The organism is Kosakonia oryzae, from assembly GCF_001658025.2.
Classification (GTDB): Bacteria; Pseudomonadota; Gammaproteobacteria; order Enterobacterales; family Enterobacteriaceae; genus Kosakonia; species Kosakonia oryzae.
The window spans coordinates 1,428,843-1,449,635 of the sequence record NZ_CP014007.2 but is presented as its reverse complement, the minus strand read 5'-3'; the positions used below and the strand labels follow the sequence as shown (position 1 = coordinate 1,449,635).

Below are 20,793 nucleotides of genomic sequence, written 5' to 3'. Positions count from 1 at the left end.
CTTCATGAGCCTTGTGGGCTGAGGGGTAAGAAGTGGAATTGTATCGAAATGTCACAAAAAAGACTTCGCTTTTCGTACGCTTTACGGGAAACATAACAGGCGACCGTTCGGGATGTTTTTTCCCGGCGAAGACCGCTAAACTTGCCGGGCATTTAAGCCGGAACGACGCAAGAAAAATCCGGTCATACAGGTGTTTTCAAATATACAGGTGAGGTTATGTTCAGGCAGTTGAAACGAACGCTGGTCGCAACCCTTATCGCTACAGTGGCGGCAGGTACGGTTATTCCGGCATGGGCCGATTCGGCAGACAGCCTGCCAGACATGGGCACGTCCGCCGGCAGTACGCTCTCCATTGGCCAGGAGATGCAGATGGGCGACTACTATGTGCGCCAGCTGCGCGGCAGTGCGCCGCTGATTAACGATCCGCTGCTGGTGCAGTACATTAATGCGCTGGGCATGCGGCTGGTGGCACATGCTGACTCGGTAAAAACCCCCTTTCACTTCTTCCTCGTCAATAACGACGAAATCAACGCCTTCGCCTTTTTCGGCGGTAATGTCGTGTTGCACTCTGCGCTTTTCCGTTACACGGACAACGAGAGCCAGCTCGCCTCGGTGATGGCGCACGAAATTTCCCACGTCACGCAGCGCCACCTGGCGCGCGCGATGGAAGATCAAAAACGCAGCGCCCCGCTCACCTGGGCCGGCGCGCTGGGTTCAATCCTGTTAGCCATGGCCAGCCCGCAGGCTGGGATGGCGGCACTTACCGGGACGCTGGCGGGTACGCAGCAGGGCCTGATCAGCTTTACCCAGCAGAACGAGCAGGAAGCGGATCGTATCGGCATCCAGGTGCTGCAGCGTTCCGGTTTCGACCCGCAGGCGATGCCGACGTTCCTCGAAAAGCTGCTCGATCAGTCGCGCTATTCGACCCGTCCGCCGGAAATTCTGTTAACGCACCCGCTGCCGGAAAGCCGCCTTGCCGATGCGCGTAACCGCGCCAACCAGATGCGTCCGGTGGTGGTTCAGTCTTCGGAAGCGTTCTACATGGCCAAAGTCAGAGCGCTCGGCATGTATAACTCCGGGCGTAACCAACTGACCGACGATCTGCTGGATGGCTGGTCGAAAGGCAATGTGCGTGAGCAGCGCGCCGCGCAATATGGCCGCGCCTTGCAGGCAATGGAAGCGAAAAAGTTCCCTGAAGCGGCGAAAGCATTGCAACCGTTGCTGAGCGCCGATCCGAATAACGCCTGGTATCTCGATCTGGCGACCGATATCGATTTGGGACAGAACAAAAGCGCCGATGCGATTAAGCGCCTGAACGCCGCCAGCGACTTGAAAACCAACCCGGTGTTGCAGCTCAACCTGGCGAACGCCTACCTGGAAGGCGGTCAACCGGCGGAAACGGCGCGGATCCTCAACCGCTACACCTTTACCTATAAAGATGATGTGAATGGCTGGGATCTGCTGGCGCAGGCGGAAGCCGCGCTCGGCAATCGCGACCAGGAGCTGGCCGCCCGCGCGGAAGGCCTGGCGCTGGTGGGCAAACTGGATCAAGCCATCACACTATTGAGCAGCGCCAGTTCGCAGGTGAAACTCGGCAGCCTGCAACAGGCACGTTATGATGCGCGTATTGATCAGTTGCGCCAGTTGCAGCAGCGCTTCAAACCGTATCAGAAGATGTAACAAGGAGAAGAGATGTCAGACGCGGTGCAAATCTACCATAACCCTCGCTGCTCAAAGAGCCGTGAAACCCTGAACCTGCTGAAAGAGAATGGCATCGAGCCGCAGGTGGTGCTCTATCTGGAGACGCCGCCGGATGCGGCAACCATCAAACAACTGCTGCAGATGCTCGGCATGTCCAGCGCGCGGGAACTGATGCGCACAAAAGAGGATCTGTATAAATCCCTGAACCTTGGTGATAACCAATTATCCGAACAGGAATTGGTGCAGGCGCTGGTGGATAACCCGAAGTTGATTGAGCGCCCGATTGTGGTAGCTAACGGCCAGGCGCGTATCGGCCGTCCGCCGGAGCAGGTTTTAGAAATTACAGGTTAAATGTGCTTGCCCGGTGGCGCTACGCTTACCGGGCCTGTAAACCGCGCAGGCCGGATAAGACATCGCCGCCATGCGGCCATGATTTATAACTTGAGAATATCTTTCACAAACGGGATGGTCAGCTTGCGCTGGGCGGTAATGGAAGCGCGATCCAGCACGTCGAGAGTATCGAACAGCGTACGCATTTCTCTGTCCAGCCGTTTGAGCAGAAAACGGCCCACATCTTCCGGCAACTCAAAGCCACGAATGCGTGCTCGCAGTTGCAGCGCCTGCAATTTGTCCTCATCGGAGAGCGGTTGCAGCTTGTAGATCTGCCCCCAGTCCAGGCGCGAAGCCAGATCCGGCAGGCCAAGATTCAACTGGCGCGGCGGACGATCGCCGGTGATCAGCAGCCGGGTTTTGCCCTGTTCAAGAATGCGGTTATAGAGGTTGAAGATCGCCATTTCCCACGGCTCGTCACCGGCAATGCATTCGATATTATCGATACACACCAGCGAGAGTTGATCCATCCCCTCCAGCACTTCCGGCACGAACCAGGTGCGCTTATCCAGCGGCACATAGCCAACGGCATCGCCGCGTCTGGAGAGCTCCGCGCACGCGGCGTGCAGCAAATGGCTACGCCCGGCGCCTTCACGCGACCAGAAATAGATGTATCCGCTGTGTGCCTGGCGCAGAACGTTTTGCAACGCCGCCAGTAAAGAGGGGTTATCACCCGGCCAGAAACTCGCGAAGGTTTCATCATCGGGTAAATATAATGGCAAAGAGAGCTGTGCCGGTGTGTTCAGAGGGACCTCAACAGGGCTTACAAAAAACGCAGCGAGTTTACCATAAAACATGGCAAGGTTTGAACCGGGCGCGAAACCCGGTTCAAACGGCAGGCATTAACCCTTCGCGGCGTCGTTGTCCTGCGCGTCCAGCACCACTTCTTCCGGGCGCAGTACGCTAATCAGTTTGAAGATCAGGCTAAGGCAGACGCCAACAATGGTCGCCAGCGCCATGCCTTTCAGTTCCGCCGCGCCGATGTGCACTTTCGCGCCGCTGACGCCGATGATCAGGATGACGGACGTGAGGATCAGGTTTTGCGCTTTGCTGTAATCGACTTTCGATTCAATCAATACGCGAATACCGGATGCGCCAATCACGCCGTACAGCAGCAGCGATACGCCGCCCATGACCGGAACCGGGATGATCTGGATCGCCGCCGCCAGTTTGCCGACGCAGGAGAGCAGGATCGCGATGATAGCCGCGCCGCCGATAACCCAGGTGCTGTAAACACGGGTGATGGCCATTACACCGATGTTTTCACCGTAGGTGGTGTTCGGCGTGGAACCAAAGAAGCCGGAAATGATCGTCGAGAAACCGTTAGCAAACATCGAACGATGCAGGCCGGGATCGCGGATCAGATCTTTTTTGATGATATTCGCCGTCACCACCAGGTGACCCACATGCTCGGCAATCACCACCAGCGCCGCAGGCAGAATGGTGAAAATGGCAAACCACTCGAAACGCGGAGTATAGAACGTCGGTAGCGCAAACCAGTGCGCCTGCGCGATCGGCGTGGTATCGACAACGCCCATGACGAAGGAGAGCGCATAGCCCGCCAGCACGCCGATAAGAATCGGGATAATCGCCATAAAGCCACGGAACAGCACCGAACCAAATACCGTTACGCCCAGCGTGACAATCGAAATGATCACCGTTTTGCTATCCGCGCTCTGGCCTTCAGCCGGCAGCAGACCCGCCATATTCGCCGCCACGCCGGCCAGCTCCAGGCCGATAACCGCCACGATAGCGCCCATTGCCGCAGGCGGGAACATCACATCCAGCCAGCCGGTACCGGCTTTCTTAACAATAAAGGAGACGATGCAGAACAACACGCCGCACATAATGAAACCGCCCAGCGCCACTTCATAACCGAGCGGCAACAGCAGCAGTACCGGCGAGATAAACGCAAAGCTGGAACCGAGGTAAGCCGGAATTTTCCCCTTACAAATGAAGAGATAAAGCAGCGTCCCGATACCATTGAACAGCAGCACAGTGGCCGGGTTAATGTGGAACAGGATTGGCACCAGCACGGTCGCGCCAAACATGGCGAACAGGTGCTGCAAACTAAGCGGGATCGTCTGCAAAAGCGGCGGTCTTTCACTCACCCCGATAGCACGGCGCGTCATAATGTTTTTCCTCTGAGTGTTGTTGTTTATCTCCCCGTCCTTTGCGGCGGGCAGTTTATGAATCCAAAAAAAAGCCGACTATCAAAGTCGGCTTTCGATTTGTCATGCGTTACTTCGTACCAAAGATTTTGTCACCGGCATCGCCGAGGCCCGGAATAATGTAGCCGTGCTCGTTGAGGCCTTTGTCGATCGACGCGGTATACAGTTCGACGTCCGGGTGCGCTTTCTCCAGCGCCGCCAGACCTTCCGGCGCGGCAACCAGCACCAGCACCTTAATGCTGTGACAGCCCGCGTTTTTCAGCAGGTCGATAGTGGCGATCATTGAACCGCCGGTCGCCAGCATCGGATCAACCACCAGCGCCATACGCTCATCGATGTTGGATACCAGTTTCTGGAAGTACGGTACCGGCTCCAGCGTTTCTTCATTACGGTAGATACCGACCACGCTGATGCGCGCGCTCGGCACATGCTCCAGCACGCCTTCCATCATGCCCAGACCGGCGCGCAGAATCGGCACCACGGTAATTTTTTTACCTTTGATCTGCTCAACCTCCACCGGGCCGTTCCAGCCTTCGATGGTCACTTTTTCGGTTTCGAGGTCAGCCGTCGCTTCATACGTCAGCAGGCTGCCCACTTCTGAGGCGAGTTCACGAAAGCGTTTGGTACTGATATCGTTTTCACGCATCAACCCAAGCTTGTGTTTGACGAGTGGGTGTTTAACTTCCACGACCTTCATACTCTTCTCCTTTCCCCTGACAGGTGGCAGCCACAAAAAAAATCGCCGGATTATACCGCTTTTTTTCCGTTGTGCTACAGGTAGCCGCTTGATCGCGATCAATCAGGCTGGAAAATAGTATATCGGAACTTATAAGGTACGCCCGGCAATAATAGGCTCGCAAACGTTTGCCTGGGCTGCTAGAATTGCGCCGAATTTTATTTCTACCGCAAGAAAACGCGTGGGGACTGAAGCAGTGACCGATAAAACCTCTCTCAGCTATAAAGATGCCGGTGTTGATATTGATGCAGGCAATGCTCTGGTTGACCGAATCAAAGGCGTGGTGAAGAAGACCCGCCGTCCGGAAGTGATGGGCGGTCTGGGCGGCTTCGGCGCGCTGTGCGCTCTGCCGCAAAAATATCGTGAACCGGTACTGGTTTCCGGCACTGATGGCGTTGGCACCAAGCTGCGTCTGGCAATGGATCTGAAACGTCATGACACCATCGGTATCGACCTGGTCGCCATGTGTGTGAACGACCTGGTGGTACAGGGTGCTGAGCCGCTGTTCTTCCTCGACTATTACGCCACCGGCAAGCTGGACGTGGATACCGCCGCCAGCGTGATCAACGGCATCGCCGAAGGTTGTCTGCAATCCGGCTGTGCGCTGGTTGGCGGCGAAACCGCAGAGATGCCGGGCATGTACCACGGTGAAGATTACGACGTGGCCGGTTTCTGCGTGGGCGTGGTAGAGAAAGCAGAAATTATTGACGGCTCCAAAGTGGCCGACGGCGATGTGCTGGTGGCGCTGGCTTCCAGTGGTCCGCACTCCAACGGTTACTCGCTGGTGCGTAAAGTGATCGAAGTGAGCGGCTGCGATCCGCTGACCACCCAACTGGAAGGCAAACCGCTGGCCGATCACCTGCTGGAACCGACGCGTATTTACGTGAAATCGGTGCTGGAACTGATTGAAAACGTTGATGTACACGCTATCGCTCACCTGACGGGCGGCGGTTTCTGGGAAAATATCCCGCGCGTACTGCCGGATAACACCCAGGCCGTTATCGACGAATCCTCCTGGCAGTGGCCGGCGGTCTTCAACTGGCTGCAAAGCGCCGGTAACGTAAGCCGTCATGAAATGTACCGCACCTTCAACTGTGGCGTCGGTATGGTTATCGCACTGCCTGCTACGGAAGCGGATAAAGCCATCGCCCTGCTCAATGCCAAAGGTGAAAACGCGTGGAAAATCGGTATTATCAAAGCATCCGATTCCAGTGAGCGTGTGGTCATTGAATGAAAAACATTGTGGTGCTGATTTCCGGTAACGGAAGCAATTTGCAGGCGATTATCGATGCCTGCAAACAGAAGAAAATCAACGGCACCCTGCGGGCAGTATTCAGTAACAAGGCCGACGCGTTCGGCCTTGAACGTGCGCGGGAAGCCGCAATTCCTGCGCATGCCCTTCTTGCCTCGCAGTTTGCCAGCCGCGATGCCTTCGATCGTGAACTGATGCATGAAATTGACGCCTACGCGCCGGATGTGGTGGTGCTGGCAGGTTACATGCGCATCCTTAGCCCGGCTTTTGTTGCCCATTACGCCGGACGTCTGCTGAATATTCACCCTTCCCTGTTGCCGAAATATCCAGGTCTGAACACGCACCGCCAGGTGCTGGAAAATGGCGATGAAGTACATGGCACCAGTGTGCATTTTGTGACGGAAGAGCTGGATGGCGGCCCGGTCATTTTGCAGGCCAAAGTCCCGGTATTTGACGGCGACACGGAAGAGGAGATCACTGACCGCGTACAAGCGCAGGAACACGCGATTTATCCGCTAGTGGTAAGCTGGTTCGTCGATGGTCGCCTGACCATGAAAGACAACAGCGCGTGGTTGGATGGTGTTTGTTTACCGCCCGAGGGTTATGCGGCTGACGAGTAAGCCTGTTTTTCTTGCCGGATGGCGCGATGCTTGTCCGGCCTACACTCTTTTCCCGGGTCGATTATTGGCCGGATAAGGCGAAGCCGCCATCCGGCGTCAAAAGCGCCGAATGTATTCTTATCCTCGCCATATCTTCATCACATCACGCAAGAAAATAGATAACTGTCATACTTTTTTGGCACAGTTGGACTTCTGTGAGCAAAGCTCGCCATAATAAGTTGTGTCATACGAAGGGACGCCAGCAACGTTCACCTGTAAGTCGCGGACACCGTAAGAACGAAAAGGCCTTGGCTGTGTCCCGAGTAAGAACCGGAGTGTAAACAGGAATGGGTCAGGAAAAGTTATATCTCGAAAAAGAACTAAGCTGGTTGTGCTTCAACGAACGTGTTCTCCAGGAAGCGGCAGACAAAAGTAACCCGCTAATCGAGCGCATGCGTTTTTTGGGAATCTATTCCAATAACCTCGATGAATTTTATAAAGTGCGTTTTGCCGAGCTGAAACGCCGGTTGATCATCAGCGAAGAGCAAGGCACCGCCACCAACTCACGTCATCTGCTGGGCAAAATTCAGTCCCGCGTGCTGAAGGCCGATCAGGAGTTCGACAGCCTCTACAACGACCTGCTGCTGGAGATGGCACGCAACCAAATCTTCCTGATCAACGAACGGCAACTGTCACAAAACCAGCAAAGCTGGCTGCGCAGCTACTTCAAGCAGTATCTGCGTCAGCACATTACGCCGACGTTGATAAACCGCGAAACCAACCTGGTGCGCTTCTTAAAAGATGATTACACCTACCTGGCGGTCGAGATCATTCGCGGCGACAATATCCGTTACGCCCTGCTGGAGATCCCGTCGGACAAAGTACCGCGTTTCGTGAATCTGCCGCCGGAAACACCACGTCGCCGCAAGCCGATGATCCTGCTGGACAACATTCTGCGCTACTGCCTCGATGACATCTTTAAAGGCTTCTTCGATTACGATTCGCTGAATGCCTACTCGATGAAGATGACCCGTGATGCCGAATACGATTTGGTGCATGAGATGGAATCGAGCCTGATGGAGCTGATGTCGTCGAGCCTGAAACAGCGTTTGACTGCCGAACCGGTGCGCTTTGTTTACCAGCGCGATATGCCCGATGCAATGGTAGAAATGCTGCGCGAGAAGCTGACCATTTCCCGTTATGATTCCATTATTCCCGGCGGGCGTTACCACAACTTTAAAGACTTTATTGGCTTCCCGAATGTCGGCAAAGCCAACCTCGTCAACAAACCGATGCCGCGCCTGCGTCACCTCTGGTTTGACAAATTCCGCAACGGTTTCGATGCCGTTCGCGAACGCGATGTGCTGCTCTATTACCCCTACCACACCTTCGAACACGTGCTGGAGCTGCTGCGCCAGGCGTCATTCGACCCGAGCGTGCTGGCGATTAAAATCAATATTTATCGCGTGGCGAAAGACTCACGCATTATTGATTCGATGATTCATGCGGCGCACAACGGCAAAAAAGTAACCGTGGTGGTGGAGCTGCAGGCGCGTTTCGATGAAGAAGCCAACATCCATTGGGCGAAACGGCTGACGGAAGCGGGCGTACAGGTGATCTTCTCGGCTCCGGGTTTAAAAATTCACGCCAAACTGTTCCTCATCTCTCGCATGGAAGGTGAAGAAGTGGTGCGCTACGCACATATTGGTACCGGGAACTTTAACGAGAAAACTGCGCGGCTGTATACCGACTACTCGCTGATTACGGCCGATGCACGCATTACCAATGAAGTGCGCCGGGTGTTTAACTTTATTGAGAACCCGTATCGCCCGGTGAATTTCGATTACCTGCTGGTGTCGCCGCAAAACTCGCGCCGCCTGCTGTATGACATGATCGATGCCGAGATCGCCAACGCGCAGAATGGACAGCCTTCTGGCATTACGCTGAAGCTGAACAACCTGGTGGACAAAGGGTTGGTGGATCGCCTCTATACCGCCTCCAGTTCCGGCGTGCCGGTGAATCTGCTGGTGCGCGGGATGTGTTCGTTGATCCCGGAGCTTGAAGGCATCAGCGAAAATATTCGCGTGATTAGCATCGTTGACCGCTATCTTGAGCACGATCGCATCTATATTTTTGAGAACGGCGGCGATAAGCGAGTCTGGCTCTCTTCCGCTGACTGGATGACCCGTAATATCGATTACCGTATCGAAGTGGCGGCACCGCTGCTCGATCCCCGGCTTAAACAGCGCGTTCTGGATATCATTGACATTCTGTTCAGTGATACGGTAAAAGCCCGGTACATTGATAAAGAACTGAGCAATCGCTACGTGCCGCGTGGCAATCGTCGCAAAGTACGCGCGCAATTGGCGATTTACGACTACATCAAATCACTCGAGCAGCCTGATTAATCTATGCCGATACAAGAAAAGATGCCCCGCCCGGAGGAGTTCGCCGCGGTCGACCTGGGTTCCAACAGTTTCCATATGGTGATTGCACGTGTGGTGGATGGGGCGATGCAAATCATCGGCCGCCTGAAGCAGCGCGTGCATCTGGCGGATGGTCTGGACAGCAATAACATGCTGAGTGAAGAGGCAATGGAGCGCGGGCTTGCTTGCCTGTCGCTGTTTGCCGAGCGCCTGCAAGGGTTCGATCCCTCCAGCGTCTGCATCGTAGGCACGCACACGTTACGCCAGGCGCTGAACGCCACGGAGTTTCTGAAACGTGCCGAAAAAGTGATCCCCTACCCGATTGAAATCATTCCGGGCAACGAAGAAGCACGACTGATTTTTATGGGCGTGGAACATACGCAGCCGGAGAAAGGCCGCAAGCTGGTGATCGATATCGGCGGCGGTTCGACGGAGCTGGTTATCGGTGAAGATTTCGAACCGAAGCTGGTCGAAAGCCGTCGCATGGGCTGCGTCAGCTTTGCGCAGATGTATTTCCCCGGCGGTACCATCAATGGGGAAAACTTCCGCCGCGCGCGCATTTCCGCCACGCAAAAGCTGGAATCGCTGGCCTGGCAGTTCCGCATCCAGGGCTGGAATGTGGCGCTGGGCGCGTCCGGCAGTATCAAAGCGGCGAATGAAGTGCTGATCGCCTCAGGCGAGAAAGACGGGTTTATTACTCCGGAGCGCCTGGAAAAACTGGTTGATGAAGTGCTGAAGTATAAAAACTTCAACGAACTGAGCCTGCCAGGGCTTTCTGAGGAACGTAAAGCGGTGTTCGTGCCGGGCCTCGCCATTCTGTGCGGCGTGTTCGATGCGCTGGCGATCCGCGAACTGCGTCTCTCCGACGGTGCGCTGCGTGAAGGCGTGCTGTATGAGATGGAAGGCCGCTTCCGTCATCAGGACATTCGCAGCCGTACGGCGCAAAGCCTTGCCAGCCAGTACAATATTGACCGCGAACAGGCTCGCCGCGTGCTGGAAACCACCACGCAGATGTACGATCAGTGGCAGGCGCAAAATCCCAAACTCAGCAACCCGCAACTGGCGGCGCTGCTGAAATGGGCGGCGATGCTGCATGAAGTGGGGCTGAACATCAACCACAGCGGTATGCACCGCCATTCGGCGTACATTCTGCAAAACAGCAACCTGCCCGGTTTCAACCAGGAACAGCAACTGATGATGGCGACCCTGGTGCGCTGTCATCGTAAAGCGATCAAACTCGACGAGCTGCCGCGCTTTACGCTCTACAAGAAGAAGCAATTTTTGCCGCTGGTTCAGTTACTACGCCTCGGCGTGCTGCTGAACAATCAGCGTCAGGCGACCACTACGCCGCCGACGCTGTTTCTGAAAACCGATGAGAATCACTGGACGCTGCGCTTCCCGCATGACTGGTTCAGCCAGAACGCGCTGGTACTGCTGGATCTGGAAAAAGAGCAGGAATACTGGGAAGCGGTCACCGGCTGGCGGTTAAAAATCGAAGAAGAACAGGCACCGGAAGTGGCGGCCTGAGCCGCCTTCCGCTTACGCTTCGACCAGCGTCTCCAGCGGAACGGGCTTACCAATCAGATAACCCTGTAAATAATCGATACGCAGCGCGACAGCCGCGCTGCGTATCTCTTCGCTTTCAACATACTCCGCCACAACCTGCATTTTTTTCATCCGCGCCAGATGGCAGATAGAGGCGACAACCTGATAGTCCAGGCTGTTTGCAACCATATTGCGGATAAAACTGCCGTCTATTTTCAGCATATCGGCGTTCACATCTTTCAACTGGGCGTAGCTGGCATAACCGGTACCAAAATCATCAATGGCAACCCGGCACCCCATTTTTTGTAACTGGGCGAGCGTTTGCCCGGCCTGCTGGATATTCAGCATCATGCTGCTTTCGCTGATTTCAAAAATAAGCTGCCACGCTTCGATAGCGTAATCCCGCAGCAGGGTTTTTACCTCCTGCGCGAACTGTGCGCGGCAGACAGAGGCCGGGGAAAGGTTGATTGAGAAACGTTGTGCGGGCAATGTCTTGCGGTTATGCGCCATAAAGCGCAGCACATTTTCAATTACCCACAAATCAATCCGCGACGACAGACCGAACTCCTGCGCCACCGGTAAAAACTCACTCGGTCGGATGCAATGCTCCGGATCCTCGCCCAGACGCAGCAGAATTTCATAGTAGTTATCGCCGCGTACGCCGGAAACCAACTGCGCCATTAGCAGAAAATGATTCCCTTCCAGCGCCTTTTGCAGACGATTCATCATCTCGACTTTGCGCTTCAGGCTGCGCTGCATGTTTGCCACGCCCCGGTTTTGCAGGTTTTCCGGCCGGTTGGTGACCAGCGAAATATCGGCGGTGGTAATCATCTCCCCAAGCAGCAGATAGAGATGCTGAACGGGCGAACGAACATAGCAATAGCTGATGCCAACGGGTAACTGCACCTGCATCTCGTCCCAGATGAAAAGGAACTGTTTGATGCGCGCATCCAGTTCATCAATACGCGTCTGCCAGGAGTGGGTATTCAGGCGAATCACCAGATCGTGACCCGAAAGCTGATGAACGGCCTCCCCCTTCTGTAACAACGGCTTTAACCAGTTAGCCAGGTGCTGTTTAAACTGGATGCGAAACATCACGCCATAGTTGCGGCCTAAAAGTTCAAGCGCCGGTATGCGCAGGAAATAGAGCACCGACCACGGGGTATTCGCCAGCTCGCGGCTTAGCGCCCGCAGATTCGGCAGATGGGTCATCGGATCGACCGACGCCAGCCGACGGGTGCGGTTAAGCACCGAACGCCGCCGGTTCGCGATTCCCGCCAGCGCGAGGATCATGAATGTAAATGTCAGGTAACGGGAAGAAATGATAGCGATCTGCACTTCTCTGGAAGCAAAACAGGACAAACTGCGATAAAAATAGTGGACCGTCAGAATCAGCAGCGGCGACCAGACAAACGACATAAACCGGAAGCCGTAACGCATCGATCCCCACAGCATCACCGGCAGCAGCAGCGAGAGCGTATAGTTGGTGTTAAAGATAGTGCTGCAACCGGTAGAAGGCACTAACAGCTGGTACTGCAACCCCAGCACCAGACAGAACCAGACGCACAGTTCCAGCCAGGTCACTTTAGGATCAAATTCCATGCGCAGCTGGGAAAACCATGAGCGTGCATAACGTGGGTGGCGAATGATGCGGATCAGTAAATAACTTAATGTGATGCCCGTTACCGCGCCGGCCAGTAGCCCCTGATATGTGATCAACAGAGACAGATCCAGCACCATTTTCGCCGGCTTGCTCAACTGCTTGCCGAAGAGATTCAGCCAGTTCCCCAGTTCCAGAAGAAGCAGATATAACGTGGCAGGGCATAATACGTGCCAGAGAATGCGCTGATAAATCAGTGATGACGTACCATATGTGACCAGATGTCGGCGAGTGACAAATATTCGATAACCGACCCAGCTAAACAGGACAGGAATCAGTTCTTGCACGCTTTTCAGGAGCGTTCCCAATGGTCCCAAATGCCAGTTATGCCAGATTAACGCAACGATCATGCCTGGCAGCACGGCCCAGCCATAAAATGTCATCAGACTGATCAAGAGCGACATTGGCAGGTAATAGAGAATAACGTTCTGCCCGTAAATCGACGTAAATACATTAGCCAGACTAAATAATGGATAAAGGATAACAGGAAGAACGAACGGCAATGCCCACCATTTATTCTTTAGATAATTATACTTATTAATTAAAGACATAGACACTCAAAGAAGGCAGCCTGATCCGGGCTGAAATTTCAGACAGGCATCCAGCCTGACTTCACAAGGCACAAGGGGAAAGCGGCCGTTTAGCAACAGGGAGAAATTTTAGTTCTAAGCGGTAAGTGAAAATTGATATAAATCAAAAGAAAGGTATCAGTGAGTTTTATTTCCATGTGATTAGTCTGTATTTTTGTTTTTATATTCTCGGCGTAAATATTTAATTTCTCTTATATAATCCCGGACATATGTTTTAACGGACTGCAGGCTTAATTGACCTTCCCCGGAGACTGTGCCTTAATAGCCTTGTCGCCCGTTAATCGGGTATTCCTAAAGGAACCACAGTGAGTCAGGCAACCAGTATGCGAAAACGACATCGATTTGACAGTCGCATGACCCGTATCGTACTTCTCATCAGCTTTGTCTTTTTCTTCGGCCGTTTCGTCTATTCCACCATTGGCGCCTGGTATCATCATCAGGATAAAGTCCAGTCGCAGCAAATCAGTCAGACTATCGATCCCACCGCACAACGTTAAGATTTAACCCGTTTTTTTGAACACGCTAAAACGCGTGGGCTTTTGCACGCCTTTTAAAAACAGCAAAAAAAATCGCCAGCAAATCGGTGAATATTGCTGACGATAAAGGGACGCATTACGTCTGATGGTGCTTACATCACGCCGTCGGGTCGAAACTGGCAAGAAACACATCGGCCTTTTGCGATTTAGCTTGCAGGTTAAAGCGTTGCAGGATGATATCCGCCGCAGGCCCAGGATTAGGGCTCACGTAAATACCCGGCCCGGAGATGCCGGATTCGGTCAGCGCCTTTAACACATGGGCATCACGCAAAGCATGCCCGACAACTGCGACTTTGCGGCCCGCCAGGCTCTGTTTGATCACCCTAAAGAACGCTTCATTAGCCATCACGTTCTGTAAATCCAGCGCCGTCAGCCGCAGACTTTCCAGTTCGGAGATTGTGCCACTCAGCTTAATGATCGAGACTTTGCCCTTTTCCGGCGGTTTCGAATCGGACGGCGTAATGACCACATACGGAATGCCGCTCGTCATGCAGGCAAGTTCGAAGAGTTGATCATAGTTGGTGGTGAGGATAGTTTTGAACTTCTTCACAGCCTCAAAATGGGCCTCTGTTGGCCAGACCTTCTGCGGTGTGTCCAGTAACGCTTTAATATCCTGCAGCAGTGCATCGCGCCCGCGCTGGCTTTCGTAATATCCCGCCACTTCGTCAAACGAGTAGCGGGTGTAAATATCTCTGGCAGCAATATCCGGCCAGAGCTGCGCGGCCAGGCTACTGGTAATCAGATTCGCCGTCGGATAACCGGCAGATATCGACAGCCCTGCGCCGCCGAGAAGCACCCACTTATCATCGTCATGCACCTGCAACGCTTCGGCTGATTGCACAGCGGTATGCGGCGGCGTTAACTGCGTATCGCGCAGACGCAGCAGCTCTTTCAGCGCCGTCTGGGTACAAAAATCCACCAGCGCCTTCGCCACTTTATCAGCAAGATCCTTCGCTAACTCAAATTCCGCGCGAAAATGCCCCGTGTCCCACGCGGCTACTGCCTCGCGAAACGCATCCCGCAGCGTGTCCTCTTTGCTTCCATATTCCAGCTTTTTTATAAAGGGCAACACGGGAATGTTCAGCGCGCGAGCGGCGTCATATTCAAGATGCGTGACGGATTTCCCCTCTCCACCGCCATAACCGCTCTTCGGCTCCCAGCCGTAACTGTCGCCAAGAAGCAGGACAAACAGGTGACAATCGCGGATTTTCGGCTCAATCACCTCCCAACTGGTCTGCCCGTTTGGGCTAAACTCTTCGGCATTTACCGGCTCAAAACCGAGAAAATTCAACCGATCAACCACCTGCTGCCGCTCGTTGCGCAGATCCTTCATCGTGCTGCTAATGAACACGCGTAGTTTATTGGCCATTTATTGCCCCTTAGATTTATCAACGCCTTCCCGCAGCCTCAAACAACGACTTCTCCGCGACGCGCGCCAGCCAGTCGCAATACGCGCTGCCAGCATCTGCCGGCAGATTTTGCCGGTGCGCGGCAAAATCCTCGTCCATGCCGAAGATTTTCCACACCAGCGGCGCAAGACGCGCCGCCGGGCTACCATTGCGTTCAGCTTCGCGCAGCAACTCCAGCGTGCGGCTTTGGTATTCGGCCAGCGCCGCAGACTGATAATCAAAGGCTTTTCCCAGCCCGGAGAGATACATCAGTTTCGGCACCTCAATCTGCGGCCACTGGAGCGCCATATGCAGCGGCCAGTCGAGCATCGCCCGCTCACCCCACATCGCCTCGCGCGGCGTGGTTTTATTCACTACCAGCGTCAGCGTAAACGCCTGCGCCAGCTCGCCCAGATAAATATCCATTGCCTCGGCAGACGGGCGCAGATAAAACGCATCCAGCGGTTGCTGACGCGTAAGCCCGATGACAGCGAGCAGGCGCTGTTCAAGATCGAGCACCAGCGCGCCCAGCTCAGCCTGTTTACTGTGGCCCGCTTCGCTGGCTTTTTTCGTGCGTGTTGCGCAGTCCCACAGGCTCAACGTGATGTGCCACTCGCGCTGTTCTCCTTCCCCGCTACACCCCACGGCACCGGTAACAAAGTAGTTCATGGCTGGCGGGACGATATCAAACAGCGCGTTGCCATCCATTTCACCACCAATCAGCACCGGCCCGCCGCCCTCCACCACCTGCACATAAAAACGGCTGGCGTAGTCGCTCCAGTAGTGCGCCGCTTCGGCAAAATAGAGCGGGATCGCCCGCGACAGACGGCCAATATCATCCTCGCGCTGTGATTCGCTGCGTTCAGGGCCGTCGTAGAGTTTCGACAGGGCAAAGAAACCGACAGTCGGTGCATCTTCCGGCTTCTGTGCGAACAACCAATTGGCGTTGCACAGACCGTAATGCCAGATCGGTTGAGTGAGCGACAGTGTGCTGAACGTCAGTTCGGAAGCATCAGCAGGCGTGGAAGTAGCCGCGTGCTTCTGCATCTCCTGAAAGGCTTTGGCGAATTCATCAAGATGCTGTTTCAGTGGCATATACCCCAGCGCGTACATCCGCGCCAGCAGCTTTTCGCCCTCCTCGACATTGCCCAGCGCCTGCCAGGCTCGCAGCAGATTAAGACCGGCCATTGGCTCGTGGCGGTGTTCGTCATATACCGGAGCCACCAGTTCGGCGATCAGCGGGATCTGCCCGTTATTGCCGAGATCGCCGGAAATCATCATTAGCGCACTGCCGTCATACAGACCGGCACTCAGTACTTCCTGATAGAGTGTGCGGGCAGCAGCAATATCCTGATGTTCCAGATAATGACGCGCCAGCCATAACTGCGCACGCCAGCTACCAGGCAGTGCAGACGCGGTTTTCAGCGCGGCAACATAGGCGTTTTCCCCGCCGCGCTCCTGTTGAATGCTCACCCACCATAACAGGCCGTTGTCCTGATTAGGATCGGCCTGAATCGCCTGCCACAGCGTCTCTTCCGCGCGCTGCTCTTCACCGCGCTCGGCAAACACTTTGGCTAAATTGGTCAGCAATGTGCCGGTTTCGCCCACTTTGGCGATACCCGCCCGCAGCGTATTTTCCGCCGCCACCAGCTCGCCATTTTTCATCAGCACGATGCCCTGGATGGTGTGGCTGCGCTCGGGAAGATAGTCAATCTCCACCAGGCGTTCGGCGGCGGGGATCAAATCCGTAGCAAAACCATCGTTCAGCCCGTTAATGATCACCTGATAGAGCTCGGCAGCGTCGTTGCGTTTCTCTTCCAGCGACGGCAAAAAAACCTTCTCGCGCCACTCGCTGCGCGGGATCTGCATCTCCCGCCCGTAGGCATCGTACGCCACGATCAGCTCGTCGTTTTGCGGTGGTTCAGTAACGTGGGTTTCGGTTTCCGGCGTTTTTTTGCCGCTAATGGCAGAAAGGAGGCGTTTAAACATGGCGTTTGCCTTGTCGGTTGGTGGGTTTTTGGCTGTATCAGCGTAGACCTTAACCGTCGCCGCGTCTAAAGAAAAGCCACTAAATACGAGGGGTTAGTGAGGAAAATGGGTGAATTCAAAAAGATTTCGAGAGTCTTTCAGCCAAATGATGAACGGGAACCCGGCTTTGATGTAATACAGCAAGTACAGCAATGCCCTGGCGAGCAACAATGTAATAAATCATATGGCTGTTACAGGGAAAACTGTAGACACCGGCACCAAGCTCTTCTTCCCTTTTTAGACCCATCGTTGGCATTCCCGCTATTTTTTCCAGCATCTGGCGCATATTTGCCAGGTAATCCCGGGATTGTTGTTTGCCAAAGTTCCTGAACGTGTAATCGCGGATCTCTCGCAGATCACGTTGTGCCTCTTCCGTGAGTATGTATGCTGCCATTTAGTCTTTATCCGCATCCAGCAATTCAGAGAAAAATGCGTCACCATCAACAGTATTGCCAATAGTTATATCGCTGCGAGCGCGTTGAATTTTTGCCTGCAACAATTGCAATTTCATTGCTTCAATTTCCTGGTAGTCTTCTGCTGAGACAACCACCGCCACCGGCTTACCGTTGCGGCTGATCTGCACGGGTTCGCGCTGCACTTTTAACAGCATGTCACCAAACTGAGTTTTTGCTTCGTTCGCGGTCAATGAGTACATCGCCATCACCATTTTCGTCTGAATCGTTCGATTCGTTCATTATAGATAGCGAACAATAAAACGTCACCCATTAAAGCATCATTTGTCGTGGGTTCTATGTCGCGAGTTTATTGACCTCGACCTGTTCAACTGGCATAGACGAACTTCATGCAGATGAATACGGCGGGAAAGACGGCATCAGCGACAGCTTGGGCGACAATGTTGTAGAGAAATGGATGTATTGAGTGAAACGGTAATGACCTAAAACGAGTCATTACCGTTTAACGCTTCACCGTTTATACGCCCTGCTCTTCGCGCACACACTGCCCGGATTTACGCTCCTGGTAACGCGACGGCCAGATGACTTCTGGCTGGGTATTCAGAGCTTCGGCAATTAGCCGCTCCCCTTTCGGCCAGTGCCGGGTTAAGGCATTGGCGAGCGTGGATGAAGCCAGACCCGACTCACGAGAAAGCGCCGCCAACGATGTTCCTTTCTTCTTTAAGCCCGCAATAATATCTGCCGTATGCCAGTCCTGTTGATCCATGGATCTTCTCCTTTCATGTTGACTATGAGTCACATGATAGCACAACATTTTAGAATTGTGACTAATAGTCCGTGGACTTATAGTCATCAAAAGCCAATGCTGTGAGCATGAAAAATGCCGAAGATATCAGAGCCCTGCTGGGACAACGTGTTAGAACTCTGCGCATGGAGGCAGGGCTTTCGCAGGAAAGTTTTGCCGAGAAATGCGGGCTTGATCGCACCTATATCAGCGGTATCGAACGCGGAACCAGAAACCCAACGCTGGAAGTCCTTTATATTCTTGCAACTGCCCTTCACACCGAACTCGCTACTCTGTTCGTTTTTAACGAACCCGGCTGATCGATTTTGCTAATAAGATCAACCAAGCAGCCTGTTATGTGACTCATCGTCCGTGGTCTGATAAGCAACGAAGTACGATGCTGTCGAGCATGGAAAATACAAAAGACATCACAGTGCGTTTCGGGCAACGCGTAAAAACCCTTCGCTTACAGCTCGGACTTTCTCAGGAAGCGTTCGCAGATAAGTGCGGGCTAGATCGCACTTATATCAGTGGGATAGAGCGAGGGGTCAGGAACCCAACGCTGGAAGTTATCGCAGTAATTGCGGATGGTCTTGGGATAGGATTGGATGCTATGTTTAGATTTTGATTTTTTTGCACAAATCCCATTAAAAATAAAATAGATGAGAGATCAAATGGCAGCCAATAATTTTTTTCTTCCTGAAAATAAAAATGTACACTCTCAAAAAGATTTTCTTGAAAAAGAAGAACAAGGAACGTGGGAATCAATAAACTATTACCCTGATGAGTTTAAGTCACCAAACAACACACCATTAATTATTAATGGTAAAAACTTTATAAATATCTCCTTTAAAAATACACTAATAAGAAACGTTAATTTCATTAACTGTTCATTTTCAAATTGTTTACTAATAGGTTCTGTAATTGAATCATGTGAGTTTGTTGATTGTGAGTTTTTAAAAACCAACACGCACAAAATAAAAATCAAGAACTCACTGATTGATCCTCGACAATTTTCGAAAAACTTCGAGCTAAAGCATGATGCAAACATTGCAGTTGATTTATTCCAGGAGCTATATAAAAACTCTAAAAAAGAAGAGCAGCCTCATTACGCTAACGAAAGTCTATACAGAATGAAAGAAGCCCTAGGTTATAACTTAAACTATAAACTTAAGGTCAAAAAAATTACACCAATACAATTTCTGTACGAAAAAATAATAGATAAAATTAATAAAATCACGACTGGATATGGTTTAAAATTAAGTAGAATATTACTATTCGTATTAGTATCCATCCTTTTATTTTCATTGCTAAATTTTTGTTTCAGGGAGGACTTTCACAACGGAAATAATCCCAACGCAAATAGTTTTGTTGATGCAATTTATTTTACGTGTGTGACGATTACTACGTTAGGATATGGAGACATTACACCTACAAGTATAACAACAAAGATAATTATAATTTTCGAATCATTATTTGGTTTTTTATTCTTGTCATTGTTCGTGAGTGCATTTATCAATAAAATATTGAGGTCATAATTGTGTACGCATCTGTACTATTTGGTTCCAAAGCAAAAGGTCTCTCTGATGAATATAGTGACAATGATCTATTAGTTATTTGCCACGATGATGAAAGAGATGCAATTTCAAACAATAGAATTTATTCTAACTATAACATCTCGTTTTTCTCATTTAAACAACTTCATATGATGAGGGATGTTGGCTCATTATTTCTGCAACATATAAAAAAAGATGGGATCATCCTTTACGATAAAGATAACGAATTTAAAAAATTTCTTGATACATGTAATCTAATCTTACCAACCAAGAATGAGATAATGAAATGTGAATCGACTTTATTTTTTATTAAATCAATCCCATATGAACAAGAACTTATAAACTGGAAAGCCGATTTTCTTTATTGTGTCTCACGAGACTATTTAATAAAAAAGTTGGCATTAAACGGCAAACTAGCATTTAGCATTGATGAAATAGTAAGCTCATCTATAAAATGGCTGAATTTTGAAATTGAAGAGTTGTCTGACCTGAAAACACTCAGGAAAATTAAGACAATACATAGAAGCACATCTGTAGATTTTTTAACGAAGGAAAGCACGACAAAATTAACCAATAACTGGTTGCATACTTTGAGTTGCAAATGCAATATTAGTATGGCAAACAGCGATAAAGGAATATTTGATGCTCTTTACAAGGAAACTTACAACTCTACATATGAAGCTCTGAGAACACTAGAAGCATTATCTTTACTTGCTGACAAAAAAGGGTTAAACCATATAGAACAGACTATGATAATGAAATATTTACACTTTCCCAACATGTATAAATCCTTACAAAAATCGAAGTCTCCACTTATAAATAAATATATAAAAGAACTTTATAATTTATTAAATCTGCGCGAGCAGTAATAATAAGACTAATACTACGAGGGTAAAAATATTTCGCATTACTATTCGTACATTTCAATTTATTTGTCTATTTGATGTCTTATCCTTTGGATCTGCCAATATAAAACACCAGCAGCCGCAAAGCTTGCTGGTGTTTTCAGATTTCAGCG

The 20,793-nt window shown here is 51.8% G+C and carries 20 protein-coding genes; 11 read left to right on the top strand and 9 right to left on the bottom strand.

All coding sequences use genetic code 11. From position 1 onward, the window contains the following. The first annotated feature begins 216 nt into the window (after nucleotides 1–216). Together bepA and arsC are read left to right on the top strand one after the other, a co-directional pair. Nucleotides 217–1,680, top strand: a complete 1,464-nt coding sequence (bepA, locus tag AWR26_RS07045; protein WP_064564560.1) for a beta-barrel assembly-enhancing protease — start codon at nucleotides 217–219, stop codon at nucleotides 1,678–1,680. A 12-nt stretch (nucleotides 1,681–1,692) separates the two neighbouring features. After that, nucleotides 1,693–2,052, top strand: a complete 360-nt coding sequence (gene arsC, locus AWR26_RS07040) for an arsenate reductase (glutaredoxin) (protein WP_064564558.1) — start codon at nucleotides 1,693–1,695, stop codon at nucleotides 2,050–2,052. Between the two features lie 83 nt (nucleotides 2,053–2,135). On the opposite strand, the gene AWR26_RS07035 is transcribed toward arsC, so the two are convergent. The 3 genes from AWR26_RS07035 to upp all read right to left on the bottom strand — a co-directional run bounded on the left by AWR26_RS07035 (nucleotide 2,136) and on the right by upp (nucleotide 4,959). Next, on the bottom strand, nucleotides 2,136–2,837 hold the full coding sequence (locus AWR26_RS07035; protein WP_216637211.1) for a DnaA inactivator Hda: 702 nt from the start codon (nucleotides 2,835–2,837) through the stop codon (nucleotides 2,136–2,138). A gap of 96 nt (nucleotides 2,838–2,933) precedes the next feature. Beyond that, nucleotides 2,934–4,223: a uracil permease gene (uraA, locus tag AWR26_RS07030; RefSeq protein ID WP_064564556.1), complete on the bottom strand. Its 1,290-nt coding sequence runs from the start codon at nucleotides 4,221–4,223 to the stop codon at nucleotides 2,934–2,936. 109 nt (nucleotides 4,224–4,332) lie between these two features. Beyond that, nucleotides 4,333–4,959: a uracil phosphoribosyltransferase gene (gene upp / locus AWR26_RS07025; protein WP_043952709.1), complete on the bottom strand. Its 627-nt coding sequence runs from the start codon at nucleotides 4,957–4,959 to the stop codon at nucleotides 4,333–4,335. Between the two features lie 235 nt (nucleotides 4,960–5,194). Between upp and purM the strand changes: the two genes are divergently transcribed. From purM to ppx, 4 genes are all read left to right on the top strand, one after another. Next, nucleotides 5,195–6,232 (top strand): phosphoribosylformylglycinamidine cyclo-ligase, encoded by a 1,038-nt coding sequence (gene purM, locus AWR26_RS07020; protein ID WP_043956809.1) that lies wholly within the window; start codon nucleotides 5,195–5,197, stop codon nucleotides 6,230–6,232. Next, nucleotides 6,229–6,870: a phosphoribosylglycinamide formyltransferase gene (purN, locus tag AWR26_RS07015; protein ID WP_064564554.1), complete on the top strand. Its 642-nt coding sequence runs from the start codon at nucleotides 6,229–6,231 to the stop codon at nucleotides 6,868–6,870. Before purM ends, purN begins: the two co-directional genes overlap by 4 nt. Before the next feature lie 326 nt (nucleotides 6,871–7,196). Next, nucleotides 7,197–9,257: a polyphosphate kinase 1 gene (gene ppk1 / locus AWR26_RS07010; protein ID WP_064564552.1), complete on the top strand. Its 2,061-nt coding sequence runs from the start codon at nucleotides 7,197–7,199 to the stop codon at nucleotides 9,255–9,257. A gap of 3 nt (nucleotides 9,258–9,260) precedes the next feature. Then, entirely contained in the window at nucleotides 9,261–10,802 is a 1,542-nt protein-coding gene (gene ppx, locus AWR26_RS07005) for an exopolyphosphatase (RefSeq protein ID WP_043952706.1), read from the top strand. Between the two features lie 12 nt (nucleotides 10,803–10,814). Here ppx and AWR26_RS07000 read toward each other — a convergent pair whose 3' ends face one another. After that, nucleotides 10,815–13,031: an EAL domain-containing protein gene (locus tag AWR26_RS07000; RefSeq protein WP_064564550.1), complete on the bottom strand. Its 2,217-nt coding sequence runs from the start codon at nucleotides 13,029–13,031 to the stop codon at nucleotides 10,815–10,817. A gap of 344 nt (nucleotides 13,032–13,375) precedes the next feature. On the opposite strand from AWR26_RS07000, the gene AWR26_RS06995 reads away from it, so the two are divergent. Continuing rightward, nucleotides 13,376–13,567 carry a YfgG family protein gene (locus AWR26_RS06995; RefSeq protein WP_071531982.1) on the top strand — a complete coding sequence of 64 codons (192 nt, stop codon included), beginning with the start codon at nucleotides 13,376–13,378 and terminating at the stop codon, nucleotides 13,565–13,567. A 136-nt stretch (nucleotides 13,568–13,703) separates the two neighbouring features. Here AWR26_RS06995 and AWR26_RS06990 read toward each other — a convergent pair whose 3' ends face one another. From AWR26_RS06990 to AWR26_RS06970, 5 genes are all read right to left on the bottom strand, one after another. Then, nucleotides 13,704–14,975, bottom strand: coding sequence for a DUF4062 domain-containing protein (locus tag AWR26_RS06990; protein WP_064564548.1), 1,272 nt, complete (start codon nucleotides 14,973–14,975; stop codon nucleotides 13,704–13,706). Nucleotides 14,976–14,994: 19 nt separating this feature from the next. Next, entirely contained in the window at nucleotides 14,995–16,983 is a 1,989-nt protein-coding gene (locus AWR26_RS06985; RefSeq protein WP_064564546.1) for a tetratricopeptide repeat protein, read from the bottom strand. Between the two features lie 115 nt (nucleotides 16,984–17,098). Beyond that, a complete protein-coding gene (locus tag AWR26_RS06980; RefSeq protein ID WP_064564544.1) occupies nucleotides 17,099–17,416 on the bottom strand; it encodes a type II toxin-antitoxin system RelE/ParE family toxin in 318 nt (105 codons plus the stop codon). After that, on the bottom strand, nucleotides 17,417–17,677 hold the full coding sequence (locus AWR26_RS06975; protein WP_064568972.1) for a type II toxin-antitoxin system Phd/YefM family antitoxin: 261 nt from the start codon (nucleotides 17,675–17,677) through the stop codon (nucleotides 17,417–17,419). Nucleotides 17,678–17,952: 275 nt separating this feature from the next. Further along, entirely contained in the window at nucleotides 17,953–18,201 is a 249-nt protein-coding gene (locus tag AWR26_RS06970; RefSeq protein ID WP_064564542.1) for a helix-turn-helix domain-containing protein, read from the bottom strand. Between the two features lie 107 nt (nucleotides 18,202–18,308). On the opposite strand from AWR26_RS06970, the gene AWR26_RS06965 reads away from it, so the two are divergent. The 4 genes from AWR26_RS06965 to AWR26_RS06950 all read left to right on the top strand — a co-directional run bounded on the left by AWR26_RS06965 (nucleotide 18,309) and on the right by AWR26_RS06950 (nucleotide 20,644). Beyond that, nucleotides 18,309–18,539 (top strand): helix-turn-helix domain-containing protein, encoded by a 231-nt coding sequence (locus tag AWR26_RS06965; protein ID WP_064564540.1) that lies wholly within the window; start codon nucleotides 18,309–18,311, stop codon nucleotides 18,537–18,539. Nucleotides 18,540–18,628: 89 nt separating this feature from the next. Beyond that, nucleotides 18,629–18,847 carry a helix-turn-helix domain-containing protein gene (locus AWR26_RS06960; protein WP_064568971.1) on the top strand — a complete coding sequence of 73 codons (219 nt, stop codon included), beginning with the start codon at nucleotides 18,629–18,631 and terminating at the stop codon, nucleotides 18,845–18,847. A gap of 46 nt (nucleotides 18,848–18,893) precedes the next feature. Next, nucleotides 18,894–19,757, top strand: coding sequence for a potassium channel family protein (locus AWR26_RS06955; RefSeq protein WP_064564539.1), 864 nt, complete (start codon nucleotides 18,894–18,896; stop codon nucleotides 19,755–19,757). Between the two features lie 2 nt (nucleotides 19,758–19,759). Further along, entirely contained in the window at nucleotides 19,760–20,644 is an 885-nt protein-coding gene (locus tag AWR26_RS06950; protein ID WP_064564537.1) for a hypothetical protein, read from the top strand. Nucleotides 20,645–20,793: the final 149 nt, after the last annotated feature.

What these genes read in the sequence shown, in the direction of transcription:
- AWR26_RS06960 (WP_064568971.1), top strand. Translation starts at nt 18,629, where the DNA reads ATGGAAAATACAAAAGACATCACAGTGCGTTTCGGGCAACGCGTAAAA.
- AWR26_RS06965 (WP_064564540.1), top strand. Translation starts at nt 18,309, where the DNA reads ATGAAAAATGCCGAAGATATCAGAGCCCTGCTGGGACAACGTGTTAGA.
- arsC (WP_064564558.1), top strand. Translation starts at nt 1,693, where the DNA reads ATGTCAGACGCGGTGCAAATCTACCATAACCCTCGCTGCTCAAAGAGC.
- ppk1 (WP_064564552.1), top strand. Translation starts at nt 7,197, where the DNA reads ATGGGTCAGGAAAAGTTATATCTCGAAAAAGAACTAAGCTGGTTGTGC.
- AWR26_RS06980 (WP_064564544.1), bottom strand. Translation starts at nt 17,416, where the DNA reads ATGGCAGCATACATACTCACGGAAGAGGCACAACGTGATCTGCGAGAG.
- AWR26_RS06970 (WP_064564542.1), bottom strand. Translation starts at nt 18,201, where the DNA reads ATGGATCAACAGGACTGGCATACGGCAGATATTATTGCGGGCTTAAAG.
- AWR26_RS06990 (WP_064564548.1), bottom strand. Translation starts at nt 14,975, where the DNA reads ATGGCCAATAAACTACGCGTGTTCATTAGCAGCACGATGAAGGATCTG.
- uraA (WP_064564556.1), bottom strand. Translation starts at nt 4,223, where the DNA reads ATGACGCGCCGTGCTATCGGGGTGAGTGAAAGACCGCCGCTTTTGCAG.
- ppx (WP_043952706.1), top strand. Translation starts at nt 9,261, where the DNA reads ATGCCGATACAAGAAAAGATGCCCCGCCCGGAGGAGTTCGCCGCGGTC.
- bepA (WP_064564560.1), top strand. Translation starts at nt 217, where the DNA reads ATGTTCAGGCAGTTGAAACGAACGCTGGTCGCAACCCTTATCGCTACA.
- AWR26_RS06985 (WP_064564546.1), bottom strand. Translation starts at nt 16,983, where the DNA reads ATGTTTAAACGCCTCCTTTCTGCCATTAGCGGCAAAAAAACGCCGGAA.
- AWR26_RS06955 (WP_064564539.1), top strand. Translation starts at nt 18,894, where the DNA reads ATGGCAGCCAATAATTTTTTTCTTCCTGAAAATAAAAATGTACACTCT.
- upp (WP_043952709.1), bottom strand. Translation starts at nt 4,959, where the DNA reads ATGAAGGTCGTGGAAGTTAAACACCCACTCGTCAAACACAAGCTTGGG.
- AWR26_RS07000 (WP_064564550.1), bottom strand. Translation starts at nt 13,031, where the DNA reads ATGTCTTTAATTAATAAGTATAATTATCTAAAGAATAAATGGTGGGCA.
- AWR26_RS06975 (WP_064568972.1), bottom strand. Translation starts at nt 17,677, where the DNA reads ATGTACTCATTGACCGCGAACGAAGCAAAAACTCAGTTTGGTGACATG.
- purN (WP_064564554.1), top strand. Translation starts at nt 6,229, where the DNA reads ATGAAAAACATTGTGGTGCTGATTTCCGGTAACGGAAGCAATTTGCAG.